This window comes from Pigmentiphaga sp. H8, from assembly GCF_003854895.1.
Lineage (GTDB): Bacteria > Pseudomonadota > Gammaproteobacteria > Burkholderiales > Burkholderiaceae_B > Pigmentiphaga.
Genome location: NZ_CP033966.1, coordinates 4,071,148 through 4,093,998, shown reverse-complemented (window position 1 = coordinate 4,093,998; position 22,851 = coordinate 4,071,148). Strand labels below are relative to the sequence as shown.

At 68.3% G+C, this 22,851-nt stretch carries 20 protein-coding genes; 8 read left to right on the top strand and 12 right to left on the bottom strand.

Annotated elements, in window-relative coordinates:
• The first annotated feature begins 3 nt into the window (after nucleotides 1–3).
• Nucleotides 4–699: an ABC transporter ATP-binding protein gene (locus tag EGT29_RS19325; protein WP_124690499.1), complete on the top strand. Its 696-nt coding sequence runs from the start codon at nucleotides 4–6 to the stop codon at nucleotides 697–699.
• A gap of 149 nt (nucleotides 700–848) precedes the next feature.
• Complete coding sequence (locus tag EGT29_RS19320; protein ID WP_124690498.1) at nucleotides 849–1,628, top strand: SDR family NAD(P)-dependent oxidoreductase; 780 nt, start codon at nucleotides 849–851, stop codon at nucleotides 1,626–1,628.
• A gap of 83 nt (nucleotides 1,629–1,711) precedes the next feature.
• Here the strand turns inward: EGT29_RS19320 and EGT29_RS19315 are convergent, their stop codons facing one another.
• Nucleotides 1,712–2,689 (bottom strand): tripartite tricarboxylate transporter substrate binding protein, encoded by a 978-nt coding sequence (locus EGT29_RS19315; RefSeq protein WP_238160111.1) that lies wholly within the window; start codon nucleotides 2,687–2,689, stop codon nucleotides 1,712–1,714.
• Between the two features lie 26 nt (nucleotides 2,690–2,715).
• A complete protein-coding gene (locus EGT29_RS19310) occupies nucleotides 2,716–3,870 on the bottom strand; it encodes a M20 aminoacylase family protein (protein ID WP_238160109.1) in 1,155 nt (384 codons plus the stop codon).
• Nucleotides 3,871–4,000: 130 nt separating this feature from the next.
• Here EGT29_RS19310 and EGT29_RS19305 point away from each other — a divergent pair, with 130 nt between their 5' ends.
• Entirely contained in the window at nucleotides 4,001–4,465 is a 465-nt protein-coding gene (locus tag EGT29_RS19305; protein WP_161567880.1) for a MarR family winged helix-turn-helix transcriptional regulator, read from the top strand.
• Nucleotides 4,466–4,478: 13 nt separating this feature from the next.
• On the opposite strand, the gene EGT29_RS19300 is transcribed toward EGT29_RS19305, so the two are convergent.
• Entirely contained in the window at nucleotides 4,479–5,393 is a 915-nt protein-coding gene (locus EGT29_RS19300) for a LysR family transcriptional regulator (protein WP_161567879.1), read from the bottom strand.
• Nucleotides 5,394–5,477: 84 nt separating this feature from the next.
• On the opposite strand from EGT29_RS19300, the gene EGT29_RS19295 reads away from it, so the two are divergent.
• The 4 genes from EGT29_RS19295 (at nucleotide 5,478) to dnaE (ending at nucleotide 11,323) form a co-directional block, all read left to right on the top strand.
• Nucleotides 5,478–5,804, top strand: coding sequence for a hypothetical protein (locus EGT29_RS19295; RefSeq protein ID WP_124690495.1), 327 nt, complete (start codon nucleotides 5,478–5,480; stop codon nucleotides 5,802–5,804).
• The gene (locus EGT29_RS19290; RefSeq protein ID WP_124690494.1) at nucleotides 5,791–6,771 is read left to right on the top strand and encodes an alpha/beta fold hydrolase; all 981 of its coding nucleotides are present in this window, start codon (nucleotides 5,791–5,793) and stop codon (nucleotides 6,769–6,771) included. The genes EGT29_RS19295 and EGT29_RS19290 overlap by 14 nt, the downstream gene beginning before the upstream one ends.
• Nucleotides 6,772–6,790: 19 nt before the next feature.
• A complete protein-coding gene (locus tag EGT29_RS19285) occupies nucleotides 6,791–7,762 on the top strand; it encodes a tripartite tricarboxylate transporter substrate binding protein (protein WP_124690493.1) in 972 nt (323 codons plus the stop codon).
• Between the two features lie 69 nt (nucleotides 7,763–7,831).
• Nucleotides 7,832–11,323: a DNA polymerase III subunit alpha gene (gene dnaE / locus EGT29_RS19280; RefSeq protein ID WP_124690492.1), complete on the top strand. Its 3,492-nt coding sequence runs from the start codon at nucleotides 7,832–7,834 to the stop codon at nucleotides 11,321–11,323.
• Here the strand turns inward: dnaE and EGT29_RS19275 are convergent.
• The 4 genes from EGT29_RS19275 to EGT29_RS19260 are packed head-to-tail and all read right to left on the bottom strand — an operon-like array spanning nucleotide 11,320 to nucleotide 15,807.
• Complete coding sequence (locus EGT29_RS19275) at nucleotides 11,320–12,624, bottom strand: O-antigen ligase (RefSeq protein ID WP_124690491.1); 1,305 nt, start codon at nucleotides 12,622–12,624, stop codon at nucleotides 11,320–11,322. The two genes, dnaE and EGT29_RS19275, sit on opposite strands and share 4 nt — an antisense overlap.
• Complete coding sequence (locus tag EGT29_RS19270; RefSeq protein ID WP_124690490.1) at nucleotides 12,621–13,697, bottom strand: glycosyltransferase family 4 protein; 1,077 nt, start codon at nucleotides 13,695–13,697, stop codon at nucleotides 12,621–12,623. The genes EGT29_RS19275 and EGT29_RS19270 overlap by 4 nt, the downstream gene beginning before the upstream one ends.
• Complete coding sequence (rfaQ, locus tag EGT29_RS19265) at nucleotides 13,694–14,851, bottom strand: putative lipopolysaccharide heptosyltransferase III (RefSeq protein ID WP_124690489.1); 1,158 nt, start codon at nucleotides 14,849–14,851, stop codon at nucleotides 13,694–13,696. Before rfaQ ends, EGT29_RS19270 begins: the two co-directional genes overlap by 4 nt.
• The gene (locus EGT29_RS19260; protein ID WP_124690488.1) at nucleotides 14,848–15,807 is read right to left on the bottom strand and encodes a glycosyltransferase family 9 protein; all 960 of its coding nucleotides are present in this window, start codon (nucleotides 15,805–15,807) and stop codon (nucleotides 14,848–14,850) included. Before EGT29_RS19260 ends, rfaQ begins: the two co-directional genes overlap by 4 nt.
• A gap of 129 nt (nucleotides 15,808–15,936) precedes the next feature.
• Here EGT29_RS19260 and msbA point away from each other — a divergent pair, with 129 nt between their 5' ends.
• Nucleotides 15,937–17,688 carry a lipid A export permease/ATP-binding protein MsbA gene (gene msbA, locus EGT29_RS19255; RefSeq protein ID WP_124690487.1) on the top strand — a complete coding sequence of 584 codons (1,752 nt, stop codon included), beginning with the start codon at nucleotides 15,937–15,939 and terminating at the stop codon, nucleotides 17,686–17,688.
• A 34-nt stretch (nucleotides 17,689–17,722) separates the two neighbouring features.
• On the opposite strand, the gene EGT29_RS19250 is transcribed toward msbA, so the two are convergent.
• The 5 genes from EGT29_RS19250 to EGT29_RS19230 form a co-directional block, all read right to left on the bottom strand.
• Nucleotides 17,723–18,688: a glycosyltransferase family 9 protein gene (locus EGT29_RS19250; protein WP_238160108.1), complete on the bottom strand. Its 966-nt coding sequence runs from the start codon at nucleotides 18,686–18,688 to the stop codon at nucleotides 17,723–17,725.
• 87 nt (nucleotides 18,689–18,775) lie between these two features.
• Nucleotides 18,776–19,942, bottom strand: coding sequence for an ABC transporter substrate-binding protein (locus tag EGT29_RS19245; protein ID WP_124690486.1), 1,167 nt, complete (start codon nucleotides 19,940–19,942; stop codon nucleotides 18,776–18,778).
• A 91-nt stretch (nucleotides 19,943–20,033) separates the two neighbouring features.
• Complete coding sequence (locus EGT29_RS19240; RefSeq protein ID WP_124690485.1) at nucleotides 20,034–21,209, bottom strand: ABC transporter substrate-binding protein; 1,176 nt, start codon at nucleotides 21,207–21,209, stop codon at nucleotides 20,034–20,036.
• 29 nt (nucleotides 21,210–21,238) lie between these two features.
• The gene (locus EGT29_RS19235) at nucleotides 21,239–22,135 is read right to left on the bottom strand and encodes an MBL fold metallo-hydrolase (RefSeq protein WP_124690484.1); all 897 of its coding nucleotides are present in this window, start codon (nucleotides 22,133–22,135) and stop codon (nucleotides 21,239–21,241) included.
• Nucleotides 22,132–22,668 carry a 3-hydroxyanthranilate 3,4-dioxygenase gene (locus EGT29_RS19230; RefSeq protein ID WP_124690483.1) on the bottom strand — a complete coding sequence of 179 codons (537 nt, stop codon included), beginning with the start codon at nucleotides 22,666–22,668 and terminating at the stop codon, nucleotides 22,132–22,134. Before EGT29_RS19230 ends, EGT29_RS19235 begins: the two co-directional genes overlap by 4 nt.
• Nucleotides 22,669–22,851: the final 183 nt, after the last annotated feature.

The following is a 22,851-nucleotide window of genomic DNA, read 5'->3' as shown; positions in this document are numbered from 1 at the left end:
CGCATGCTTTCCATACAAGGACTGGCGGCCAAGTACGGTTCCTGCCAGGCGCTGTTCGACATCGACATGGAGGTCAAGCGCGGCGAGGTCGTGGGCCTGATCGGCCGCAACGGCATGGGGCGCACGACGGTGATCAACTGCCTGTTCGGCCTGCTCAAGCCGGCGGCCGGCAGCATCACCTTCGACGGGCAGACGCTGAACGGCATGGCGCCGTACCGCGTGGGCCGGCTGGGGCTGTCGCTGGTGCCCGAAGGGCGCCAGATCTTCCCCACGCTGACCGTGGAGGAAAACCTGATCGCCACGTCCAAGCGCACCGACGCCTCGGCATGGACGCTGGACAAGATCTACGAGTTGTTTCCCCGCCTGAAGGAGCGGCGCGCCAACCTCGGCACGCAGCTGTCGGGCGGCGAGCAGCAGATGCTGGCCATCGGCCGCGCGCTGATGACCAACCCCCGCCTGCTGGTGCTGGACGAGGCCACCGAGGGCCTGGCCCCCATCGTGCGCGCCGAGATCTGGAGCGTGCTGGCCCGGCTCAAGCAGGAAGGCCTGACCATGATCGTGGTGGACAAGAACACCAAGGCCTTGCTGCGCTTGTCCGACCGCAACTTCATCCTGGACAAGGGCGTGACGGTCTGGCGCGGCACGTCGCCGGAGTTGTCGGAACGCCCCGAACTGATCGCCCAGTATGTAGGCGTCTAGGTCCCACCCCCTACGCGCTTCGCGCGCCCCCTCAAGGGGGCGGCACTGGCGGACCGGCAAAGCCGGATCCGCTGTGCCCTGGGGCACCACCGGGCTGATGATGGCCGGTGTTTTTCCCGTTTGTAACCATGGGATCGATTGGAGTAGCAATGAGGTTGAAGGACAAGACGGCGCTGGTGACCGGCGCCGCGGGCGGGATCGGACTGGCGATCGCGAAGCGGTACAGCCAGGAGGGCGCCAACGTGGTGCTGGTGGATCGCGCCGAGAAAGTCGACACCGAGGCCCTGGCGGCCATGGCCGGCCCGGCGCGCGCCATGCGCGGCGACGTCACCGACCCGGCCCAGGTGGCCGAGATGGTGGCCTTGTGCGAGCGCGAGTTCGGCGGGCTGGACATCTGCGTGTGCAATGCCGGCGTGATCCGCGCCGCCGAGTTCCTGGACGTGACGCTGGAGGACCTCGACTTCGTGATGAACGTCAACGTCCGCGGCACTTTCCTCGTGGCCCAGGCCGCGGCCAAGGCCATGGTGCGGGGCGGACGCGGCGGCAGCATCATCACGCTGTCGTCGATGACGGCCGAACTGGCGATGTCCAACCAGCTGGCCTACGGCGCCAGCAAGGGCGCGGTGCGGCAGATGACCAAGGCCATGGCGCTGGCGATGGCGCCGCACGGCGTGCGCGTCAACGCGCTGGGGCCGGGCAGCATCGACACCGACATCATGTCGACCATTACCGACAATCCCAAGGCGCTGCACACGGTGCTGTCGCGCATCCCGATGACGCGGCTGGGCCGTCCGGAAGAAGTGGCCGGCGCCGCGGTGTTCCTGGCCAGCGAGGACGCCAGCTACGTGACCGGGCAGACGGTGTTCGTCGATGGCGGCCGGCTGGCGCTGAACTACACGGTGGAAGTCCCGGGCGCGCCCCGGGAGTGAGCGCCGCGCGGTGATCGACGAAGGCCCCGGGGCATGCGCCGCCGGGGCCTTCGTATTTCAGTGCCGGGTTTTCGGACCGCGCGTCAGTCGAGCGAAATGTTCGCCTTCCTGATCACCGGCCCCCACAACGCGTGATCGGCCTTGATGCGCGCGGCGAATTCCTCCGGACTCGCGGTGTAGACCACCGAACCGTGCGCGTCATAGAGCTTTTTCATGTCCTCGGCCTGGACCGCCTTGGCGATCTCGCGGTTGAGCTTGCGGACGATGTCGGCCGGCACGCCGGCCTGGGCCACGATCCCCAGCCACACGGTGTCTTCCAGGCCCGAATAGCCCTGCTCGGCGAAGGTGGGGACGCCAGGCAAGCTGGGCAGGCGTTCCCGGGTGTTCACGGCCAGGGCCTTGAGCCGGCCGTCCTTGACCTGCGGCTCGATCAGGGCGGAGCCGGCCAGGTAGAGCTGGGTGCGGTCGCCGATCGTGGAGTTGAGCGCATCGGGGCCGGACTTGAACGGCACGTGCAGGACGTCGGCGCCGGTTTGCAGCTTGAACATCTCGAACAGCACGTGGGGCGGCGAGCCGGTGCTGGAGGACGCGTAGTTCAGCACGCCGGGCTTGGCCTTGGCCAGTGAGACCAGTTCCTTGAGCGATCCCGCGGGCAGGGCGGGGCTGGCGGTCAGCACCATGGGGATCACGGCGATAGGGCTGACGGCCTGGAGGTCGGCCTGCGGGTCGTAGGGCAGCTTGCTGAACAGGTACTGGTTCCAGACGGCGTGCGCGTTGGTGACCACCGCCAGCGTGTAGCCGTCGGCGGCGCTGTTCTTCAGGTTGGTCATGGCAAGCAGGCCGCCCGCGCCGGGGCGGTTGTCGATGACCACGGCCTGGCCCAGGGACGTCCGCATCTTCTCGGCGATGGGGCGGGCGAACAGGTCGGGCAGGCTGCCCGGCGCGCCGTTGACGATCAGGTGGATGGGGCGCGCGGGATAGGCGGTCTGGGCCTGGGCCGGCGCGGCGGCAAGCATGAGCAGCCCCAGAAGGGGGGCGGCAAGGTAGCGGGGTGCGTGCATGGCGGTGTCCTTGCGGGGGGATGGGGTCAGGCCACCAGACGGCGGCGCGCGATCTCGATCATCATCGACATGCCCACGGGCAGCACGTCGTCGTTGAAGTCGAACTTGGGGTGGTGGCACATGTGGCCGCCGTTGCCCAGGAAGAAATAGCAGCCGGGCTTTTCCTGCAGCATGTAGGCGAAATCCTCGGAAGCCATCAGCGGCGGGATGTCGGGCTCCAGGCCGTCCGGGCCCACCACCGCCAGGGCGGCCTCGCGAACGACCTGCGCCTGCTCGGCGTTGTTGATGGTCGCCGGCGAGGTTTGCAGGTGCTCGAATTCGATGCGGCAGCGATGGGCCTGCTCGGCGCCAGCGCAGATTTCCTTCAGGCGTTTGAGGACCTCGGCCTGTACGCCGTGGTCCAGCGTGCGCACCGTGCCTTCCAGCACGGCCTGGTCGGCGATGACGTTGATGGCGGTGCCGGCATGGAACTGGCAGACGCTGACCACCGCGGTCTGCAACGGGTCCACCGAACGGCTGACGATGGTTTGCAGCGATTGCACCAGCGCGCTGCCGACCACCACCGGATCCACCGTGCGGTGCGGGCTGGCGGCATGGCCGCCGACGCCATGGATGCGGATGCGGAACAGATCGCAGGCCGACAGCGTGGCGCCGTTGCGCACGCCGACTCGGCCGGGTTCCAGCGGAGGGTGGTTGTGCAGGCCATAGAGTTCGTCGCAGGGGAAGCGTTCGAACAGGCCGTCCTGGATCATGGTCGAGCCGCCGCGCAGGGTTTCCTCGGCGGGCTGGAAGATCAGGTTCAGCGTGCCGCGGAAGTCGCGGTGGGACGCGAAATGGCGCGCCACGCCCATCAGGATGGCGGTGTGGCCGTCGTGGCCGCAGCCGTGGAAGCGGTTGGGCCGCACGGACTGGTAGGGCAGGCCGGTTTGTTCCTGCATGGGCAGGGCATCCATGTCGGCGCGCAGGCCGAGGTTGCGGCCGGGGCCCAGCGCGCCCTGGATGACGCCGACCACGCCGGTGCCGCCGATGCCGGTATGGGTTTCGATGCCCCATTCGCGCAGCCGTTCGGCGACGAAGGCCGCCGTCTCGTGTTCCTCGAAGCCGAGTTCCGGGTTGCGGTGGAGCGTGCGCCGCCATGTGGTCATGTCCTGGGCGTGGGTGTCCGAGACCTCGATTTTCATTGCAATCCTATCGCGTGAAGCAAAAAATAGGATGCTATTTCAACTATTGAAAATTGCACTAAGTATTTACCCCGCTGGCGGCGCGCGGGCATACAATGCCGCGATGCCCCGCCGCCCGCACGAGACCGCCGTGACCAAGAAACTCGAGACCTATTTCACCTACAAGCTCGACCTCATCAAGAGCGAGGCGGTGCGGCAGGTCAACGAGCTGTATCGCAAGGAACTCGGGCTGGTGGTGCGCGACCTGCGGGTGCTGCGCCAGATCGGCGATGCGCCGGGCATCAGCGTGTCGGCCCTGCAGGCCGCCACCTTCATCGAAAAGACCGTGCTGTCCAAGGTCGTGTCGCGGTTGATCGCACTCGGTCTGGCCGAACGCCGCATCAGCACGCGCGATGCGCGGGCGTTCGAGCTGACCCTGACCGCCCGCGGCCGCCGCGTGCGCGAGCAGGCCGATCGCATCGGCGGCGGGCACGAGCGCGAGGTGATGTTCGGCGATTTCAGCGAGCAGGAGCTGCGCCAGCTCGATGGGCTGCTGGACAAGCTCATGCAGTCGCTGCGGGCCGCGCGCGACGGTGGGGCCGGGGAAGCGGCCTGAGCGTTCCGGCCCGTCAGCCGGCAGGATCTTCGGCCGGCGCGCCGGCGATGCTGCGCGCCAGTTCGTCCCACAGGGCGCGCGCGGGCCGGCTGAGCGTGGCGTCGCGCCGCCGCACCAGGCAGATGCGCCGCGCGATGGTCGGTCCGGTCAGGGGGATGGTCGCGACCCGCGTCGTCGCCGCCAGCGCCAGACGGGGCAGCACCGCCATCCAGCCGCCGTGTTCCAGGAAACCGATCATGGACGACAGGTGCTCCACTTCGTCGAACCAGGGAGCGGGCACGCCCGCCACGGCCAGCGCGGCATCGATCTGCTGGCGATTGGCGCTGCTGCGGCGCAGGGCCAGTACCCGCTGCCCCGCCAGGTCGGCCCAGGCGGCCTGGCCGCGAACCGCCATGGGATGGCCGGGCGCGCAGGCCAGCACATAGGGGTCGTCGCGCAGCAACTGGCTGGTCAGCTCGGGCTCGTCTTCCCACATGACGGTTATGCCGAACTCGGCCTCGCGCCGCAGCACCGCATCACGCACCCGTGCGCCGGTATCGTCGCGCAGGTCCACCCGCACGTCCGGATGGCGCTGCCGCAGGCGCGACAGGGCGGCGGGGAACAAGGAATACGCCACGGTCGTGATGCAGGCCACGGTCAACTGGCCGCCTTCGCCGCGCGCCATGCGCGCCGTGCCCGCCAGGCAGTCGTCCAGGCTGTCCAGCAGCGGCGCCAGGCGTTCGTGCAGGGTCTGGCCCAGCGGCGTCAGCACCATGGTGCGCGTGGTGCGTTCGACCAGGCGCCCGCCCAGGGCTTCCTCCAGCTTGCTGATGCGCCGGCTCAGCGCGGAGGGCGAGAGCGCGAGCATGTCGGCGGTCTTGTTGAAGCCGCCGCAGCGCACGAGGGCGCAGAAGGCCTGGAGATCGGGAAGATCGCAATTGGTGCGCATGGCGCAATAATATAGCAATAGTTTGCACTGGATTTCATTATCGGGCGCCGGCATCATGGTCGTCACGTCTTGTCCGTGACCGCCATGCCCGTCATCAAAGCTTTCGTTTCCAGCCCTTTATTGGCCGACGCGCCGCTCGCCGCGCTGGGTGCCGCCACCGAGCGCGCCTGCGTGGACCTGCTGGGCGCGCAGGCCGCCCAGGTGCAGATGGTGGTGGTGGCAGCGCACGCTGTCCCGCGCGGCTGCCCGGTCTACCTCGAGGTCCAGTTCCGCCGCAATGAACGCCGCGGCGCCGAGGTCGTCGCGCGCTTCATGGACGTCATGGAAGGTGCCCTGGACGCCTGTTTCGGCGCCGTGCCGCGCATCCGCTGCTTTTCCGAGGACCAGGATTTTCTCCATGCCCGCAACTGAGACCGCCCCGGACGAGATCTGCCTGCGCGCGATCGACAGCTTCCACGTCGGCGGCGCCGTGCGCACGCTGCGCGGCCTGCCGGTGGAAACCCGGCGCCTGGCCCAGGGCGCGGCGCCCCGGCCGGTGGATCCCAACGGCGATCATGTCGTCGGCCAGATGTACGTGCAGGCCTACCGACTGGCGCGCCCCCGGCATGCGTTGCCCGTGCTGCTCTGGCATGGCGGCGGCATGACGGGCGTGAACTGGGAGACGACCCCCGACGGGCGCCCGGGCTGGCTGTGGCGCTTCCTGCGGGCGGGGTACGACGTCTGCGTGTCCGACGCCGTGGAGCGCGGCCGCGCGTCCTGGGCGCGCCATCCGGAGCTGTATGCCGACGCGCCGCTGTTCCGCACGCTGGACGAAGCCTGGGACATGTTCCGCATGGGGCCGGCCGATGGCTACCGCACCGACCCCGCCGCGCGCCGGGCCCATCCCGGCCAGCAGTTCCCGGTCGATGCCTTCGATCAGTTCGCGCGCCAGTGGGTGCCGCGTTGGGCCGGCCACGAAGCGATTACCAGCGCCGCCTATCGCGCGCTGCTGGACCGGGTGGGACCCTGCATCGTCGTCGGACACAGCCAGGGCGGCGGATTCGCGCTGCTGGCGGCGCAGGAGCGTCCCGAGACCGTGCGCGCCGTCGTGGCGCTGGAACCGTCGGGGGCGCCGGGCGCCGGGCGGGCGGGGATTCAGCCGCACCTGCTGGCCTGGGGCGACCATGTCGACGATCACCCCGTCTGGCGCCGCTACCGCGCCACGGTGGATGCGCATGCCGCCGCGCTGGCGGAGCGGGGCGCGCCGGTCGAGGTGCTGGACCTGCCCGCCGGCGGCACGCGCGGCAATTCCCATTTCCTGATGATGGACCGCAACAGCGATCTCATCGCCGACCGGGTGCTGCATTGGCTCGACGCGCTCGACCTGCGGCATCCTTGAACCAGAAACCGGAGACAGCATGACCAAGCACATCCGCATGGGCGCCCGCGCCCTGGCTTGCCTGGCCGCATTCGGCGCCGCGGGCGCCGTGGCGGCCGATTCCTATCCCCATCGTCCGGTGACCGTGCTGGTGCCGTTCGGCCCGGGCAGCGGCGTGGACACGACCGCCCGCATCGTCGGCGAGGCGTTGTCGCGCGAACTGGGCCAACCGCTGGTGATCGAGAACCGCGCCGGCGCGCAGGGGGCCATCGCGGCCCAGGCCGCGGCGCGCGCCGCCGCCGACGGCTACACCCTGTTCTTCACCACGCAAACGACCCAGGCGGCCAATCCCGCGCTGATGAAGAAGCCGGGCTACGACCCCATCAAGGACTTCGCGCCGGTGGGGCGCGTGGCCTACACGCCGGCCCTGCTGATCGCCAATCCCGCGCTGCCGGTCAGGACCCTGGCCGATCTGGTCAAGCTGGCCAAGGCCCAGCCCGGCAAGCTGTCCTACGCCTCGGGCAGCGCCGGGACCCTGGTGCCGGGGGCGATGCTGACGACGGCCGCCGGCATCCAGATGCTGCACGTACCCTACAAGAGCATCCCGCTGGGACTGAACGACGTCATGGCCGGCCATGTGTCGGTCATGTTCACCGACATCGTGACCGGCACCCAGCAGGTCAAGGCCGGCAAGGTCCGCGCGCTGGGCATCAGTTCCGCCAAACCGTGGCCGCTCCTGCCCGAGGTGCCGCCCATCGCCGAGCAGTATCCCGGGTTCGAGCTGCTGGCCTGGTATGCGTTGTACGTGCCGGCGGGCACGCCCGCGCCGGTGATCGAGCGTCTCAGCCAGGCGCTGGAGAAGGCCACCCGCGATCCGGCCGTGCGCGAGCGCCTGGTCGGCCTGGGATTGGAAATGTCCTACAGCAGCCCGGCGGAGCTGGCCGTTTTCGGCCGCGCGGAACTGGAAAAATGGAGCCGGGTCATCCAGGCCGCCGGCATCGAGAAGGAATAGAGCGGTCCCAGGGAAAAGGGGCGCCCGGGGGGTAGCCCGGACCCGGCGCCGAGGGGCTAAAATGCCGGCATGTCCCAGTCGCCTACCCCCCCCTTCGTCCATCTGCGCGTCCACTCCGAGTTCTCGGTGTCGGACGGCATCGTCCGCATCTCCGACCTGGTCAAGAAAGTCGCCGCGCTGGAGCAGCCGGCGATCGCGCTGACCGACCTGTCCAACCTGTTCGGGTTGATCAAGTTCTACAAGGCGGCGCGGGGCAAGGGCATCAAGGCCATCGCCGGCTGCGACGTCTGGGTGACCAACGATGCCGACCGCGACAAGCCTTACCGCATGCTGTTGCTGGTGCGCGACCGCGCCGGCTACCTGAACCTGTGCGAACTGCTCACGCAGGCCTTCCTGACCAATCAGCATCGCGGCCGCGGCGAGATCCGGCCCGAATGGCTGGACACCTACGGTCCGGGGCTGATTGCCCTGTCCGGCGGGCGCCAGGGCGACGTGGGCCAGGCGCTGGAGGCCGGCAACCACGAGGCCGCGCTGGCGTTCGCGCGCCACTGGCTGAAGGTATTCCCGGGCGGCTACTACGTCGAATTGCAGCGCGCCGGCCGCGAAGGCGACGAGACCTACGTGCAGGCCGCGATGCGGCTGGCGGCCGAATGCGGCGCGCCGGTGGTCGCCACCCACCCGGTGCAGTTCATCGAGCGCGAGGATTTCCGCGCCCACGAGGCCCGGGTCTGCATCGCCGAAGGCGAGATCCTGGCCAACCCGCGCCGCCAGCGGCTGTATACCGAAGAACAGTACCTGCTGTCCTCGCAGGAAATGGCCGAACGGTTCGCCGACGTGCCCTCGGCCCTGGCCAATACGGTGGCCATCGCCACGCGCTGCAACCTGACGCTGGAACTGGGCAATCCCAAGCTGCCCAACTTCCCCACGCCCGAGGGGGTGACGCTGTCCGAATACCTGGTGCAGCTGTCCAAGGAGGGCCTGGCCCGCCGCATGGAACAGCTCTTCCCGGACGAGAAGGAACGCGCCGCGCACCAGGAGGAATACGACCAGCGGCTGGACAAGGAATGCCAGACCATCATCGACATGGGCTTTCCCGGCTACTTCCTGATCGTTCAGGACTTCATCAACTGGGGCAAGAACAACGGCGTGCCCGTCGGCCCCGGCCGGGGATCGGGCGCCGGCTCGCTGGTGGCCTTCAGCCTGGGCATCACCGACATCGATCCGATCCGCTACGACTTGCTGTTCGAGCGCTTCCTGAATCCCGAGCGGGTCTCCATGCCCGACTTCGATATCGACTTCTGCCAGGACAACCGCGACAAGGTCATCGAGTACGTCAAGCAGAAGTATGGGCGCGACGCGGTCAGCCAGATCGCCACCTTCGGTACGCTGGGCGCCAAGGCGGTCATCCGCGACGCGGGCCGGGTCCTGGACCTGCCCTACCTGTTCTGCGACGGCCTGTCCAAGATCATCCCGCACTCGCCGGCCGATCCGTGGAGCCTGGAACGCGCGCTGAACGAAGAGCCCGTCTTCAAGGAGCGCTACGACAACGACGAGGAAGCGCATGCGCTGATCGACCTGGCCCAGCCGCTCGAGGGCCTGACCCGGAACATCGGCATGCACGCCGGGGGCGTGCTGATCGCCCCGGGCAAGCTGACCGATTTCTGCCCGCTGTACTGCCAGCCGGGCCAGAGCCACATCGCGGTGTCGCAGTTCGACAAGGACGACGTGGAAGCCGTGGGCCTGGTGAAGTTCGACTTCCTGGGCCTGCGCAACCTGACCATTCTCGACTGGGCCGTGCGCTACGTGCGCGAGTTCAACGAGGGCATGCGCGACTTCGACGTCATGGCGCTGCCGCTGGACGACCTCGATTCCTACAAGCTGCTGAGCGACGGCAACACCACCGCCGTGTTCCAGCTGGAATCGCGCGGCATGAAGGAACTGCTCAAGAAGCTGCGCCCCAGCAACTTCGAAGACATCATCGCCGTGCTGGCGCTGTACCGGCCGGGCCCGCTGGGTTCCGGCATGGTGGACGACTTCGTCAACCGCAAGCACGGCCGCGCCAAGGCCGAATACTTCCACTCGGATCTGGAGGCGGTGCTCAAGAGCACCTACGGGGTCATCGTCTACCAGGAACAGGTGATGCTGATCTCGCAGATCATCGGCGGCTACACGCTGGGCGGCGCCGACATGCTGCGCCGGGCCATGGGCAAGAAAAAGCCCGAGGAAATGGCCAAGCACCGCGAGATCTTCCAGTCGGGCGCCGAAAAGAAGGGCTATGACCCCGACATCGCGGTCACGCTGTTCAACCTGATGGAAAAGTTCGCGGAATACGGCTTCAACAAGTCGCATACCGCCGCCTACGCGCTGATCGCCTACCAGACCGCGTGGCTCAAGGCTCACCATCCGGCCGAGTTCATGGCCGCCACCATGTTGTCCGACATGGACGACACCGACAAGGTCCAGATCTTCTGGGCCGATACGGTGGCCAACAAGGTCAAGGTGCTGCCGCCCGACATCAACCTGTCCAACTACCGCTTCGAACCGGTGCTGGACGAACATTCGGCGCGCGGCCTGCCGCCGCGCACCATCCGCTACGGGCTGGGCGCGGTCAAGGGCACCGGGCAGAGCGCGGTCGAGGAAATCCTGCGCGCGCGGGCCGAGAAGGGGCCGTTCGTCGATCTGTTTGATTTCTGCCGGCGCATCGACCGCCACCTGGTGAATCGCCGCGCCATCGAGGCCTTGATCAAGGCCGGCGCCTTCGACACGCTGTCGCCGAACCGCGCCGCGGTGCTGGCCACCCTGGGCACGGCCATGGACGCCGCCGAACAGGCCGCTCGCGCCGCCAGCCAGGTGTCGCTGTTCGGCGGGGACGACCACGCCGACCTGGCGGGCGACCTGGCCGATGTCGAACCTTGGGACGAACGCGAGCGCCTGGGCCAGGAAAAGACCGCGCTGGGTTTCTACTTCAGCGGCCACCTGTTTGACGCCTACCGCACCGAGGTCCGCCGGTTCGTGCGCAATCCCTTGTCCAACCTGCAGCCCAGCCGCGACCTGCAGTGGATGGCGGGCATCCTGTCCGCCGTGCGCACGCAGATGACGCGGCGCGGGAAGATGGTGTTCGCCGTGCTGGACGACGGCTCCGCGCAGGTGGAGATCTCGGTGTTCAACGAGTTGTACGAACGGCATCGCAGCCGGCTGCGCGAAGACCAGTTGCTGATCATTTCCGGCAAGGTCAGCAACGATGAATATTCGGGCGGCATGCGCATCGTGGCCGACGACCTGTTCGACCTGCAGATGGCGCGCGAGGCCAAGGCCCGGGCGCTGTCCATCCGCCTGAACGGCAACGCGCACGCGGATTCCCTGCGCGAAGTCCTCAACCCGCATCGCGCCGACCCCGAGAACGGCTTCCCGGGTACGCCCGTCGAGATCGTCTACAACCGCGGCGACGCCAAGTGCGTGGTGCGCCTGAGCGAGGACTGGCGGGTGCGGGTGCCGGACGTGCTGATCCAGCAGTTGGGCAAGCTGACGGGGCAGCCGGCCGATGTCGGGCTGGAGTACTAGGCGGCCGGGTCGTCCCGGCCGGCGCGTATCGCGATGGCCATCAGCGCCGCGATCATCAGGGTGTAGAACGCGGCGACCATCGACATCGCGAACATGACCTCGGTCATGCCGAATACCAGGAAGCCGATCGCCAGCAGCAGGCCCATGGTGCCGGCGATTTTTTCATCGCGGCCGCCACGGCGCGTGGCACGCGCGAAGAAGAGGGCGGGAACCAGCCAGGCCGCCGCGATCGCAATTCCCCCCAGGATGCCGAGCGTGGCCAGGTTGAACAGGAACTCGTTGTGCGAGTGCCGGAATTCGGCGGCGTGCTTGGTGATCAAGCCCTGCTCGGCCGCCTCGCGCATCGTGCGGCGGTAATCCTGCCGGCTCACGCCGACCAGCGGATGGGCCTCGAACACTTCCAGCGCCGCCGACCAGAGCTGCAGCCGGTTGCCCACCGAGGAATCGAGGGCCTGGCCCTTGCGATATTCCTGTATTTCCGTATAGGCCTCGTCCACGCGCTGGTTGACCAGGTCGCTGGCATGGTAGACGGCCAGCACCGCGCAGGCCAGCGCCGCCATGGCGAGTAGCTTGCGCCAGACGCTGCCCGACATCAGGAAGAAGAACACCAGCGCGAAGGCGCCCAGCGCCAGCCAGCCGCCGCGCGTGCCGGAGGCGTAGGCGACGTACAGGCCCGCCGCGCCGCCCAGCAGCTTCAGCGCGATGCCGATCCTGCCCCACACCGTGGCGCGGTCGGACCAGCCCAGGGTCAGCAGCGAGAACAGGCCCAGCAACAGCGTGATATTGCTGAACGGCAGCAGGTTGGAGAACAGGATCTGTCCGGGCCGGCCGTCGGGCGACAGGCCGAACTGGTGGTGGAGGATGCCGGCGCCGATCAGCGCGCCGGCCACGCAGCCCCACTGGATCTGCCTGAGCCAGCGTGAGGGCACGTTCAGCAGCAGCCACAGCAGCGGGCCGAACAGCGCCATGCGCAGCGGCGTATCGAGCACGCTGGGATCGTCGAACACGCGCGCATCGCGCAGGCCCACCACGACGGTGCTTGTACAGGCGGCGAGAAATTGCGCCGCCAGCGCGGCCCAGATCGGCCAGTATCGGCGGACGACGGGAACGAAACGGTCCTGGGGCGCCAGGCGGCCGCGCCAGGCGGTGCCGATCAGGGCGAAGAGCAGGAGCAGGAACAGCAACTGATTGGCGCTTCCCCGCACCCACAGTGCAAGAGCGGGTACCAGGGAAACGGCCAATGCGGAAAGAAACAGCAGCGGGACAGGCAGCCCGCCGTGCCGGGGCATGGAACGGCTCATGAAACCTCGGAGGGGGAGCGCAGGGATGCGGACAGGTTCAGGAGGGCCTCGACATGGGCGCGGGTGTCGGGGGCGTAGGAGAGATGGTTCAGCGGATCTAGCAGGCGGGCACGGCCCTCCCTTGCCCGCGATTCGGCCCGCACGACGGCGTCCGCGAGCGACGCCGGCGCATCGACGTCGAAGGTCAGGCAGGCTTCCCCGGACAGTGCCTCGGTGCTGCCTATGCCGCCCGGCAGCACGGTGGGCGTGCCGCACAGCACCGATTCCGGTCCGACCAGGCCGAAGGGCTCGTAGCGCGAGGCCAGGATGGTGTAGTCGGCCGCCCGATAGCAGTCGGCGATGTCCTGGCGGTAGCCGACGTAGCGGATCCTCGGGCAGCGCGACTCCACCGGCCGGCCGGCGACCAGCAGCGAGACCGGCAGGTCGGTCGCGCCGAAACAGGCTTCCAGCATCGGATAGCCCTTGCGTTCGTGGCCGGTGGAGGGAAACAGGAAGGCGGTGGTGCCTTCCGGAATGCCCAGTTCACGGCGAAGCTCGGCGCGCCGCGCGGCGTCCACCGGGCTGAAGGTCTCCACGTCCACCGGCGGGTACAGCACGCGTATCCGCGCCTCGGGTACGTCGTAGTAGCGGCGCAGTTCATCCGCCATCATGCGTGAATGCGCCAGCACCAGGTGCGCCTGGGCATAGTGGGCGCGTTCGAGCCGGATCTGCCAGCGGTCCCAGTGCGTGGGCCGCCGGTTCGCGTGGGCCAGGTGTCCCAGGTGCGTGCCGCCGCAGATGGCCACGTCGGACACGGCCGTGCGGCTGCAGCCGATCAGCAGGTCGACGCCATGCACGGCCTTCAGCGTTCGCAGGCGGGACGAGAAATAGTGGTCGCGCAGTTTGCCCGGCAGGGCCCAGACGGCGATGCGTACCGGTTCGACGAACGCGTACTCCGGGATGGCCGTATCGAAGCTGCGGGCGAAGACGACCGGCCGGATGCCGAGTTGGCGCAGGCCCTTGACGAGGTCCATGGCATAGCGCTCCATGCCTCCGCCGTAGCCGAAACGATGGCAGGCGATCCCCAGCTTCATGCGCCGGCTCCTTGCCTGGCCGGCGCGGCGGCGTCCACCAGGGATTGCGCCGCCGCGACCACGGTGGAGGTCGCGAGCGCGTCCAGGCAATCGCTGTGGCTGCCGCGATGCCGGTCGCAGCCTTCGCGCTGGCAGGGCACGCAATCGCGGACCAGCTCCTGCAGCATGAGCACGTTGCCGCGTACCTGCCGCGGCGCGGCCCTGGACCACGGCTGGTCCAGTCCGGCGGCGGGGCTCGGTCCCCACTGGCGGGGATCGGTGGGGCCGAACAGCGCCAGCGTGGGCGTGCCGCAGGCCGCCGCCAGGTGCGTGGTGGCGGTGTCGGGGCCGACGTAGACGTCGGCATGGCGCAGCAGGTCGGCAAGTTCGGCCAGGCTCAGCCGGCCCTGGACCCGGACGATGGCCCGCCGGACGTTCTCGTCCAGACCCTCGAGCAGGCTGTCGAGATATTGCGACTCGGCTTCGCCGGGGCCGCCGCTCAGGACCAGTTGCAGGCCGCGCGCGTGCAGGCTGGCGAACAGGCCGCGCCAGCCGTCGGCGTGCCACTGCTTGTAGCGCCAGCGGGGGGAAGGATGGATGACCGCATAGGGCCGGCGAGCATCGAAGGGCGGTGCTTCGGGAGCGAGGGCGGCCAACCGGGCGGTCCAGGCGTCGCGCAGGAGGTGGGCGGTGGGCGGCACGAGCGTGCGCGCCGGAGCAAGATCCAGCAGGGCCGCCACTCTTTCGTTCTCGTGCACGCGGTGCATGTGTTCGTCGATGACGAGCGGACGGCGCAGCGACAGCCGCTTCCACCAGGCGTGGCCGGCCTCGGGCGGCACCAGCCCGACGCGTACCCGGGCCGACGTCAGGCCGAACAGGTGGGGCTTGTCGCCGGGCTGCGGGACCAGCGCCAGATCGTAGCGGCGCCAGAGGCGGCGGACCATGGCGCGGACTTCGCCCTTGGCCGGGCGTTCGGCAATGGTGAAGACTTCGTGGACGTCGGGGTTGTTTTCCAGCATGCCCTCGGTTCCGCGGAACACCAGCATGTCGACCTGGCAGTCCGGGTAGCGTGCGCGCAGCGCATGGGGCAGCGGAGTGGTCAGCAGGACGTCGCCGAGGTAGCGCAGGGCGATGACCAGCACTCGTTGGGGGGCGCGGACGGGTATGGGGTTCATGTCGAAGAAGGGGGCACCAGGTGCCGTACCGCGTCGAGCACGTCGGGAAGGGCGGGCCAATGGCCTTCGGCGCCCAGGCAGATCGCGTCGGGGGACCAGGGGCCGGTGCGCTCGCGGCGCGTGACGCCGAACAAGGTGATCTGGCGCGCGCCGGCCGCCGCGGCGACGTGGGAAGTGCCCGAGTCGTTGCAGACGACCGCCGCGGCGCTGGCGGTCAGGGCGGCGAAGGCGCCCAGCCCCAGGGGCGGGAGCACGGTCGCCGCCGGGGCGGCCTGGCGGGTGGCTTCCATTTCGTGGGGCGGCGGGCAGACCACGCAGGCCACCCCCTGCGCGGCCAGCGCCCGCGACAGGTCGGCGAACAAGGGCCAGGCCTTGGGCTGTCCGTGATGCAGGCCGGTCGCGACCGGGGCCAGCAGGACGAAGGGGCGGCCGATGCCCGCATCGGCCAGCACACGAGCGGCCATGTCCCGGTGCGCGGGTGTCAGGGGCAGCTTCAGCCGCGGGCCGGGGGAGGCCGGCAGGTCGATGCCCGGATGCCAGCGTTGCAGCGTCTCGCGCGCCAGGTGGTGGAAGACCTCCACCTCGTGGAGCCCTTCCGGCTTGGTCAGGGCCCAGCTCAGGAACAGCGCCCGTCCGTCGCCGCGGTAGCCGGCCGCGCGGATGCCGGCCAGCCGGAACAGCGCCGCGCTGGAAAGCGAATTGGGAAAGACCACGCCGCGGGGCTTGCCGCCCGTGACCGCCGCCTGCCGGGTGGCGGTCAGGTTGGGGCCGAATGCCTTGCCCAGCGAGACGAATCCCGCGGGGGACAGCCCCTCGAGCAGTTCGCGCGCCCAGGGGCGGCCATGCAGGACCAGGGGGTGCCCGGCATGCCGGATCAGGTCCAGCGCGGGCAGGCACATGCAGGCGTCGCCCACCCAGTTGGGCAGCCGGACGTGTACGGGATCGGCTTCAGGCATCGAGGACGTCAACAAGGCAGGTCGGGCGTGGCGGCTGCGCGTACAATCGGAAGCTTTCTATTGTAAGCGGCGGGCCAGCCGTCGCGCGAATCGCGCGCCACTCGCGGCCGGGCCCACCACGAGCACCTTGTGAACTCCCAACCCGTCAAATCCGAACTGTGGCGCCGCGTCTATAGCCGTGTCCTGAAATACTGGAAGGCACTGGCCCTCGGCATGCTGTTCCTGGTCGGCGTGGCCGCGTCCCAGCCGCTGTTGGCGATCCTGATGAAACCGCTGCTCGACGGGGGCTTCAACGGCCAGAATCCGGACTATGTGTGGAAGATCCCGCTTGCCATCGTCGGTATCTTCCTCGTGCGCGGCACGCTGAATTTCCTGAGCGACTATCTCATGGCCTGGTCCGCCAACCACGTGCTGGCCGACCTGCGGCGCGAGATGTTCGACCGCCTGCTGCGCCTGCCCGACGGCTATTTCAAGCGCATGGGTTCGTCGGTCCTGCTGAACCGCTTCGTGGTCGACGCCTCCAACGTCATGCAGCTGGCCACCGAGGTCATCACGGTGCTGGTGCGCGAGACCCTGATCGTGATCTCGCTGGCCTGCGTGCTGTTCTACCTGTCGTGGAAGCTGACGCTGATCGCGCTGGTGGCCTTCCCGCTGTCCACCTTCATCATGCGCGCCATCGCGCGCCGCATCCGCCGCATCAACCGCGAGACCATCACCATGAACGGCGAGCTGACCCGGGTGGTGAGCGAGGCCATCGATGGGCAGCGGGTCATCAAGCTGTTCAGCGGCTATGCCCACGAGGAAGAGCGCTTCCTGCACATCAACGGCCGGCTGCGGCGCTTCGCGATGCGCAACACGGTGGCCGGCGCGGCCTCGGCACCCATCACGCAAGCCATCGCCGCCGTGGCGCTGGCGGTCGTGGTGTCGACCGCGCTCGGGCAGTCGGGCGCCAACCAGATCACCGTGGGCGGCTTTGCCGCCTTCGTGACCGCCATGCTGCAGATGCTGGATCCGCTCAAGCGGCTGGCCAATGTCGCCAGTCCCATGCAGCGCATGCTGGTGTCCGCGGAAAGCGTGTTCGCGCTGGTGGACGAGGAACCCGAAAGCGATAACGGCGTGCGCCTGCTGCCCCGGCCGGCGCGCGGGCATATCGAGTTCGAACAGGTCTCCCATCGCTTTCCCGACGCCGGCCGCGACACCCTGGAGCGGATCTCGTTCACGGTGGAGCCGGGCCAGACGGTGGCTTTCATCGGACGATCCGGCAGCGGCAAGACCACGCTGGTCTCCATGCTGCCCCGTTTTGCGCTGCCTACGGCGGGATCGATCCGGGTGGATGGCATTCCCGTCGACGAATTGACGCTGACCAGCCTGCGCGACGCCATCTCGCTCGTGAGCCAGGACGTGGTGCTGTTCGACGATACCATCGCCGCCAACGTGAGCTATGGCGCGAATACCGAGCCGTCGGAAGCGGCCATCCGCCAGGCCCTGGCCGACGCGAACCTGCTGGAGTTCGTCGATTCGCTGCCGCAGGGCATGCACAGCCAGGTGGGCGAGAACGCCGCCCGGCTGTCGGGCGGCCAGCGGCAGCGCCTGGCCATTGCGCGGGCGCTGATCAAGGACGCGCCCATCCTGATCCTGGACGAGGCCACCTCGGCCCTGGACAACGAGTCCGAACGCCAGGTCCAGGCGTCGCTGGAACGCCTGATGGCGGGACGCACGACGCTGGTCATCGCCCACAGGCTGACCACGGTGCAGAACGCCGACCGCATCATCGTGCTGGACCAGGGGCGCATCGTCGAACAGGGCTCCCATACCGACCTGCTGGCAGCGGAAGGCTTGTACGCGACGCTCTACAAGATGCAGTTCAGCGAAGCGGCGTGATCCCGGGCTGAAACCGGGGCGCGGCCGCCGGCCCTCAGGCGTTGCCGCGCTGGGCTGCCATGGTTCCGTCGTTCCAGGGCAGGCGCCCGGCCTGGACCGCCTCCTGGCCCCGCAAGCGTGCGAAGGTCCGGGCGACCCGGCCAGGCGTCAGCACGTACTTCCACAGCTTTTCCTTGAGCCGGCCGGTGGGTATGCCAGCGCTGCCTATCAACACTTGTCCGGGCCCCCAGTCGGGTCGCCAGGTCCTGGCGCCCCCCTGCCGCATGAACAGCGACAAGGTCGGGACATGAAGGTTGGAGGCGAGATGGCCGATGCCCGAGTCGTTGCCGATGAACCAGCCCGACTCGAATATCCACGAGGCGACGTTGTCCAGGCCACCGAGGTCCGGCAGCCCCAGCCCTTGGGCGCGCAGCAGGGGTTCCCATTGCGGGCGTTCGGCGGGGCCGACGATGAATTGCGGATCGAACCCTTCGTCGCGAAGACGGCCGGCCAGGGCGATGAAACGCGTGGGCAGCCAGCATTTGTCCGGCGTGCTGGCCGCGGGGTGGATGACCACGCGCGAGCCGTGCAGGCGGTGGACGAGGCCGGCAGGAGGCTGGAGACCGTTGTTCTTTTCCGCGTCCGCCAGTCCCAGGTCGTTCCGGCAGAACTCGGTCAGCCGGGTCGCCATGGACTTGGGCGAACGCATGCGGCACAAGTCTTCCAGGACCCAGGCGCGCGGATGCAGTTCGGTGAAGCGCGGGAGCGGCCTGTGATCGTGCAGCTGGATGGCGGTGTCGAACGCTTCCAGCGTGAGGCCGGCGCCGTCGGGCGAGAGGCCAGGCTGGATGTCGATGCCGGGGAACCAGCGCCGCAACGCGTGAATATGGGGGCCGAAGACGGTAACGGCCGATCCGGAGCGGCGGAGGTTGTGGGCCACTGTCATCGACAGCAGCGAATCGCCGATGGCGGGAGAGGTGACCAGGGCGACTTTCGCCAGGGAATCCTTGTTGGGCGGCACGATGTCTAGGCTAGGATGAAACCGTGGGCCGGGCGGCCCACGGGGTCCTATTGTATGCAACCCATGGCGATGCCACGGGTGCCTGCATCACTTCATCTGGCACTCGCCCGCATACGAGTCCTTGCTGTGCTCGTAGATCACGCCCTTGGTCACGAACGCCGGCTTGCCGCTGGCGTCCTTGGCCACGTCGACCCGGTAGAACGGCGCGATCGGGAACTGGTTGGTGTTGAACGCGAAGGAACCGCGCACGGAGTCGAACTTGGCTTCCCGCAGCGCCGCGCGGAACGCGGCCTTGTCGGACACGTTGCCCTTGGTCTTGGCCAGGGCCGAGGCGATCAGGCTGGCGGCGTCGTAGGACTGGGCGGCGTACATCGAGGGTTCGCGGTTGTATTTCTTGCGGAACGCGTCGGCGAATTTCTTGTTGGCCGGATTGTCGAGGTCGGGCGAGTAGGGCGCCGCCGTGACCGCGCCCAGCGCGGCGTCCTGCAGGGCGGGCAGGGTGGAGCCGTCGATGGTCGAGGTCGACAGCATGCGGACCTTGTCGAACATGCCGGCCTGCCGGTACTGCTTGACGAAGTTCACGCCCATGCTGCCGGGATAGAACGTGTAAATGGCCTCGGGCTTGCTGGCGGCCAGCGCGGAAATCTCGACCGAGTAGTCGGGCTGGTTGACCTGGGTGAAGGTCTCGCCCACCACCTGGCCCTTGAAGGTCCGCTTGAAGCCTTCCATGGCGTCCTTGCCGGCCTGGTAGTTGGCCGCCAGGAGCTGGACCTTCTTGATGCCCATCTTGTTGGCGAGCTCGCCGCCGGCCTCGTGCAACTGGTCGTTGTTCCACGAGGTGGAGAAGAAGTAAGGCGAGCAGCCCTTGCCCGTGATCGGGGTGGGCCCGGCGTTCGAGCCGACCAGGAAGACCTCGGCGCTGGTGATGGGGCGGTGGACCGCCATCATGACGTTCGAATAGATCAGGCCGGTGATGACCGGCACCTTCTCGCGCTCCAGCAACTGGCGCACGACCTGCAGGCCGACCTCGGGCTTCATCTGGTCGTCTTCCTTGAGGACCTGGACGTCGACGCCGCCCAGCTTGCCCTTGCCCTGTTCCACGGCCAGCATGAAACCGTCGTACTGGTCCTGTCCCAGCACCGAACCCGGACCGGACAGCGTGGAGACGAAGCCGATCTTGACGGCGGCGAAGGAGGGGGCGGCGAAGGCCGCTTGCAGTATCGATGCGACGGCTATCAGTTTGGCGGTTTTCATGCGGACTCCTGGCTTGCCTGCGGGGTGGATGAGGCCGGATACCCGGCCCCCTGGATACTGCGGTCGGCGGCGCGACGCCGGTGCCGGACGGCTATTTCAGCTTGCATTCCCCATGGTAGGGGTCCTGGTGGTCCGGGAACACGGTTTCCCGCGTGGCCAGCGTCACGCCGCCCGCGGGATCGCGCACCACTTCGAATGCGTAGTAATTCGATACGGGGAAGTGATTATTGTTAAATTTGAAGCCGCCCCGCACTGAGGGGAAATTCGCCTTGACCATTGCCTGTTCGAAGGCTTTCTTGTCGTCCAGGCGGCCGCCGGTGGCCTTGAGCGCGGCGTTCAGGGCCTGCGCCGAATCGTAGCCATAGGCCGCGTAGTGCGAGGGGACGCGTCCGTACTTCTTGCGGAACTGCTCGACGAAACTGCGGTTGGCCGCGTTGGGCAGGTCGGGCGACCACGGGCCGCCGGACATCACGCCCAGGGCCAGGTCCTGCAGCGCCGGCAGGGTCGTGCCGTCCACGGTCGAACCCGACAGCAGCGGCACCTTGCCCAGCATGCCGGCCTGGTGGTACTGCTTGACGAAATTCACGCCCATGCCGCCGGGGTAGAAGATGAACACGGCGTCGGGGCTGGCGGTGCGCAGCTGGGTGATTTCCACCGAGTAGTCGGGCTGGTTGACCTGGGTGTAGGTCTCGCTCAGGACCTCGCCCTTGAAGTAGCGCTTGAAGCCCGTCAGCGCCTCGCGGCCGGCCTGGTAGTTCGGCGCCATCAGGGCCACGCGCTTGTAGCCCTTCTGCTGGGCGTACTTGCCCATGGCCTCGTGCTGCTGGTCGTTCTGCCAGGACGTGGAGAAATACAGCGGCGAGCACATCTGGCCGGCGATCTGGCTGGGGCCGGCGTTGTTCACCAGCAGGAAGGTGCCGCTGTTGACGATGTCGCGATAGACCGCCATCAGCACGTTCGAGAAGCTCAGGCCGGTCACGATCTGCACGCGGTCGCGCTCGATCAGCTTCTTGGCGGCCTGGCGGCCCACCTCGGGCTTGAGCTGGTCGTCTTCCTGGATGATCTTGACCGCTTGCCCGCCCAGTTTGCCGCCGGCGGCTTCCACGCCCAGCATGAACCCGTCGTACTGGTCCTGGCCCAGCGTGCCCCCTGGCCCGGACATCGTGGCCAGGAAGCCGATCTTGATGTCGGCGTGCGCGGCGGCGGTGACGCCGAACGCGAGGCAAAGGCTGGCCACCAGGGCCGGAACGGGGCGCTGCAAAATCATGGACGATTCCTTGGACTTACGTTTTAAGTTTAAAGTAATTTTTGGAATTCGAAACGAAATTCGTGTTCGTCTTCCGGCGCCGCGCGGCGGATGTGGCCGGCGGTGGGGGCGGGGAAGTGGGCGGGCAGGACCAGCGTGCCGTCGCGGGCGCAGGCTTCCAGCAGCGATTGCCGGGTGCGGCGGGCGTGGTCGGGGTCGGCGCAGAAGCGCGTGCTCCACTGGGGGTAGCAGCACTGCAGCGGGTGGTGGAAGGCATCGCCGGTCAGCAGGACGCGCTGGTGCGTGCCCTGGATCTCGACGGCCACGTGGCCGGGCGTATGTCCGGGCGCGGGGACGAGGCGGATGGCTTCGTCGATGCGGTGGTCCATGTCGACCAGGTCGGCCAGGCCGGCCTCGAACACGGGCAGGACCGAGTCGCCTACGTAGTCGCCGGTGCGCACGAGGCCGGGATGGCCTTCGTGTGCCTTCCAGTAGGCCCATTCCTCGTGGGTGAAGAGGTAGCGCGCGTTGGGGAAGGTGGGGGCCCAGGCCCCGTCCACCAGCCGCGTGTGCCAGCCGACGTGATCGACGTGCAGGTGGGTGGACACGACCACGTCGATGTCCTCGGGGCGCACGCCGGCCGCTTCCAGGCGATCCAGCCAGCCCCAGTGCTGCCGGTCGAAATCGGCGCGTACCCGCGCCTTGCAGTCGCCCACGCAGGTGTCCACCAGGATCAGGCGGCCCTGGCTTTTCAGCAGGAAGGACTGGATGGAGATGACCAGCCGGTCGGAGGCCGGGTCGTAGAACCGCGGGGCCAGCCAGTCCAGGTTGGCCTGGATGGCCTCGGGGGTCGAATCCGGGAAGATCTCGGCGGGGCGCAGCAGAGGGCCTTCGGCCTCGACGATGCGGGTGAGTTCGACCCCGCCGAAGTCGAACCGTGCCGTCATGCGGTGCCCGGGATGTGCTTGCCGGGATGCACCGTGCCGCACGAGGGGCAGCGGCGCTTGTCTTCGCTGGCGTAGAAAGCCTCGAACAGCGGCGGCAGGTCGGTCACGATGCTCTTGAGCTGGACCTCGACGCGATGCACCAGGTGTCCGCAATGCAGGCAGTACCACTCGAAGCCGTCCAGCAGGCCTTCGGGGCGTTGGCGCTCGATCACGAGACAGGCACTGCCGGTCTCGGGACGCTGGGGCGAATGGCGCAGGTGCGGAGGCAAGAGGAAGATGTCGCCTTCCTTCAGGTCCACGCGCTCTTCCTTGCCTTCCACCCAGAGCTTCAGGTAGGCGTTGCCGCGGATCTGGTAGAAGAACTCTTCCAGCGGGTCGTCATGGTAGTCGGTGCGGTGGTTGGGGCCGCCGACCACGGTGACGATGAAATCGGAGTCCTGCCAGATCTGCTGGTTGCCGACCGGCGGTTTGAGCAGATGGGCGTTGTCGTCGATCCATTTCTGGAAATTGAGCGGAAGACCGTATTTGTACATGGTGCTCTCGTTGGGTCGGTAGGTCTGCGCCCGCGGAGCGGGCTCCCGCGCCGGGAGAAGGCAGTCGTGGCCTATCGTAGGCTAATTGCAGTCTATGTGAGCCAGGCGCCTGGCGAGAAATAGAAGTTGGCGCCCGGGGTATGCGTATTGGCTATGGCTCATCCAGGCCCCGCGCCCCGAGGG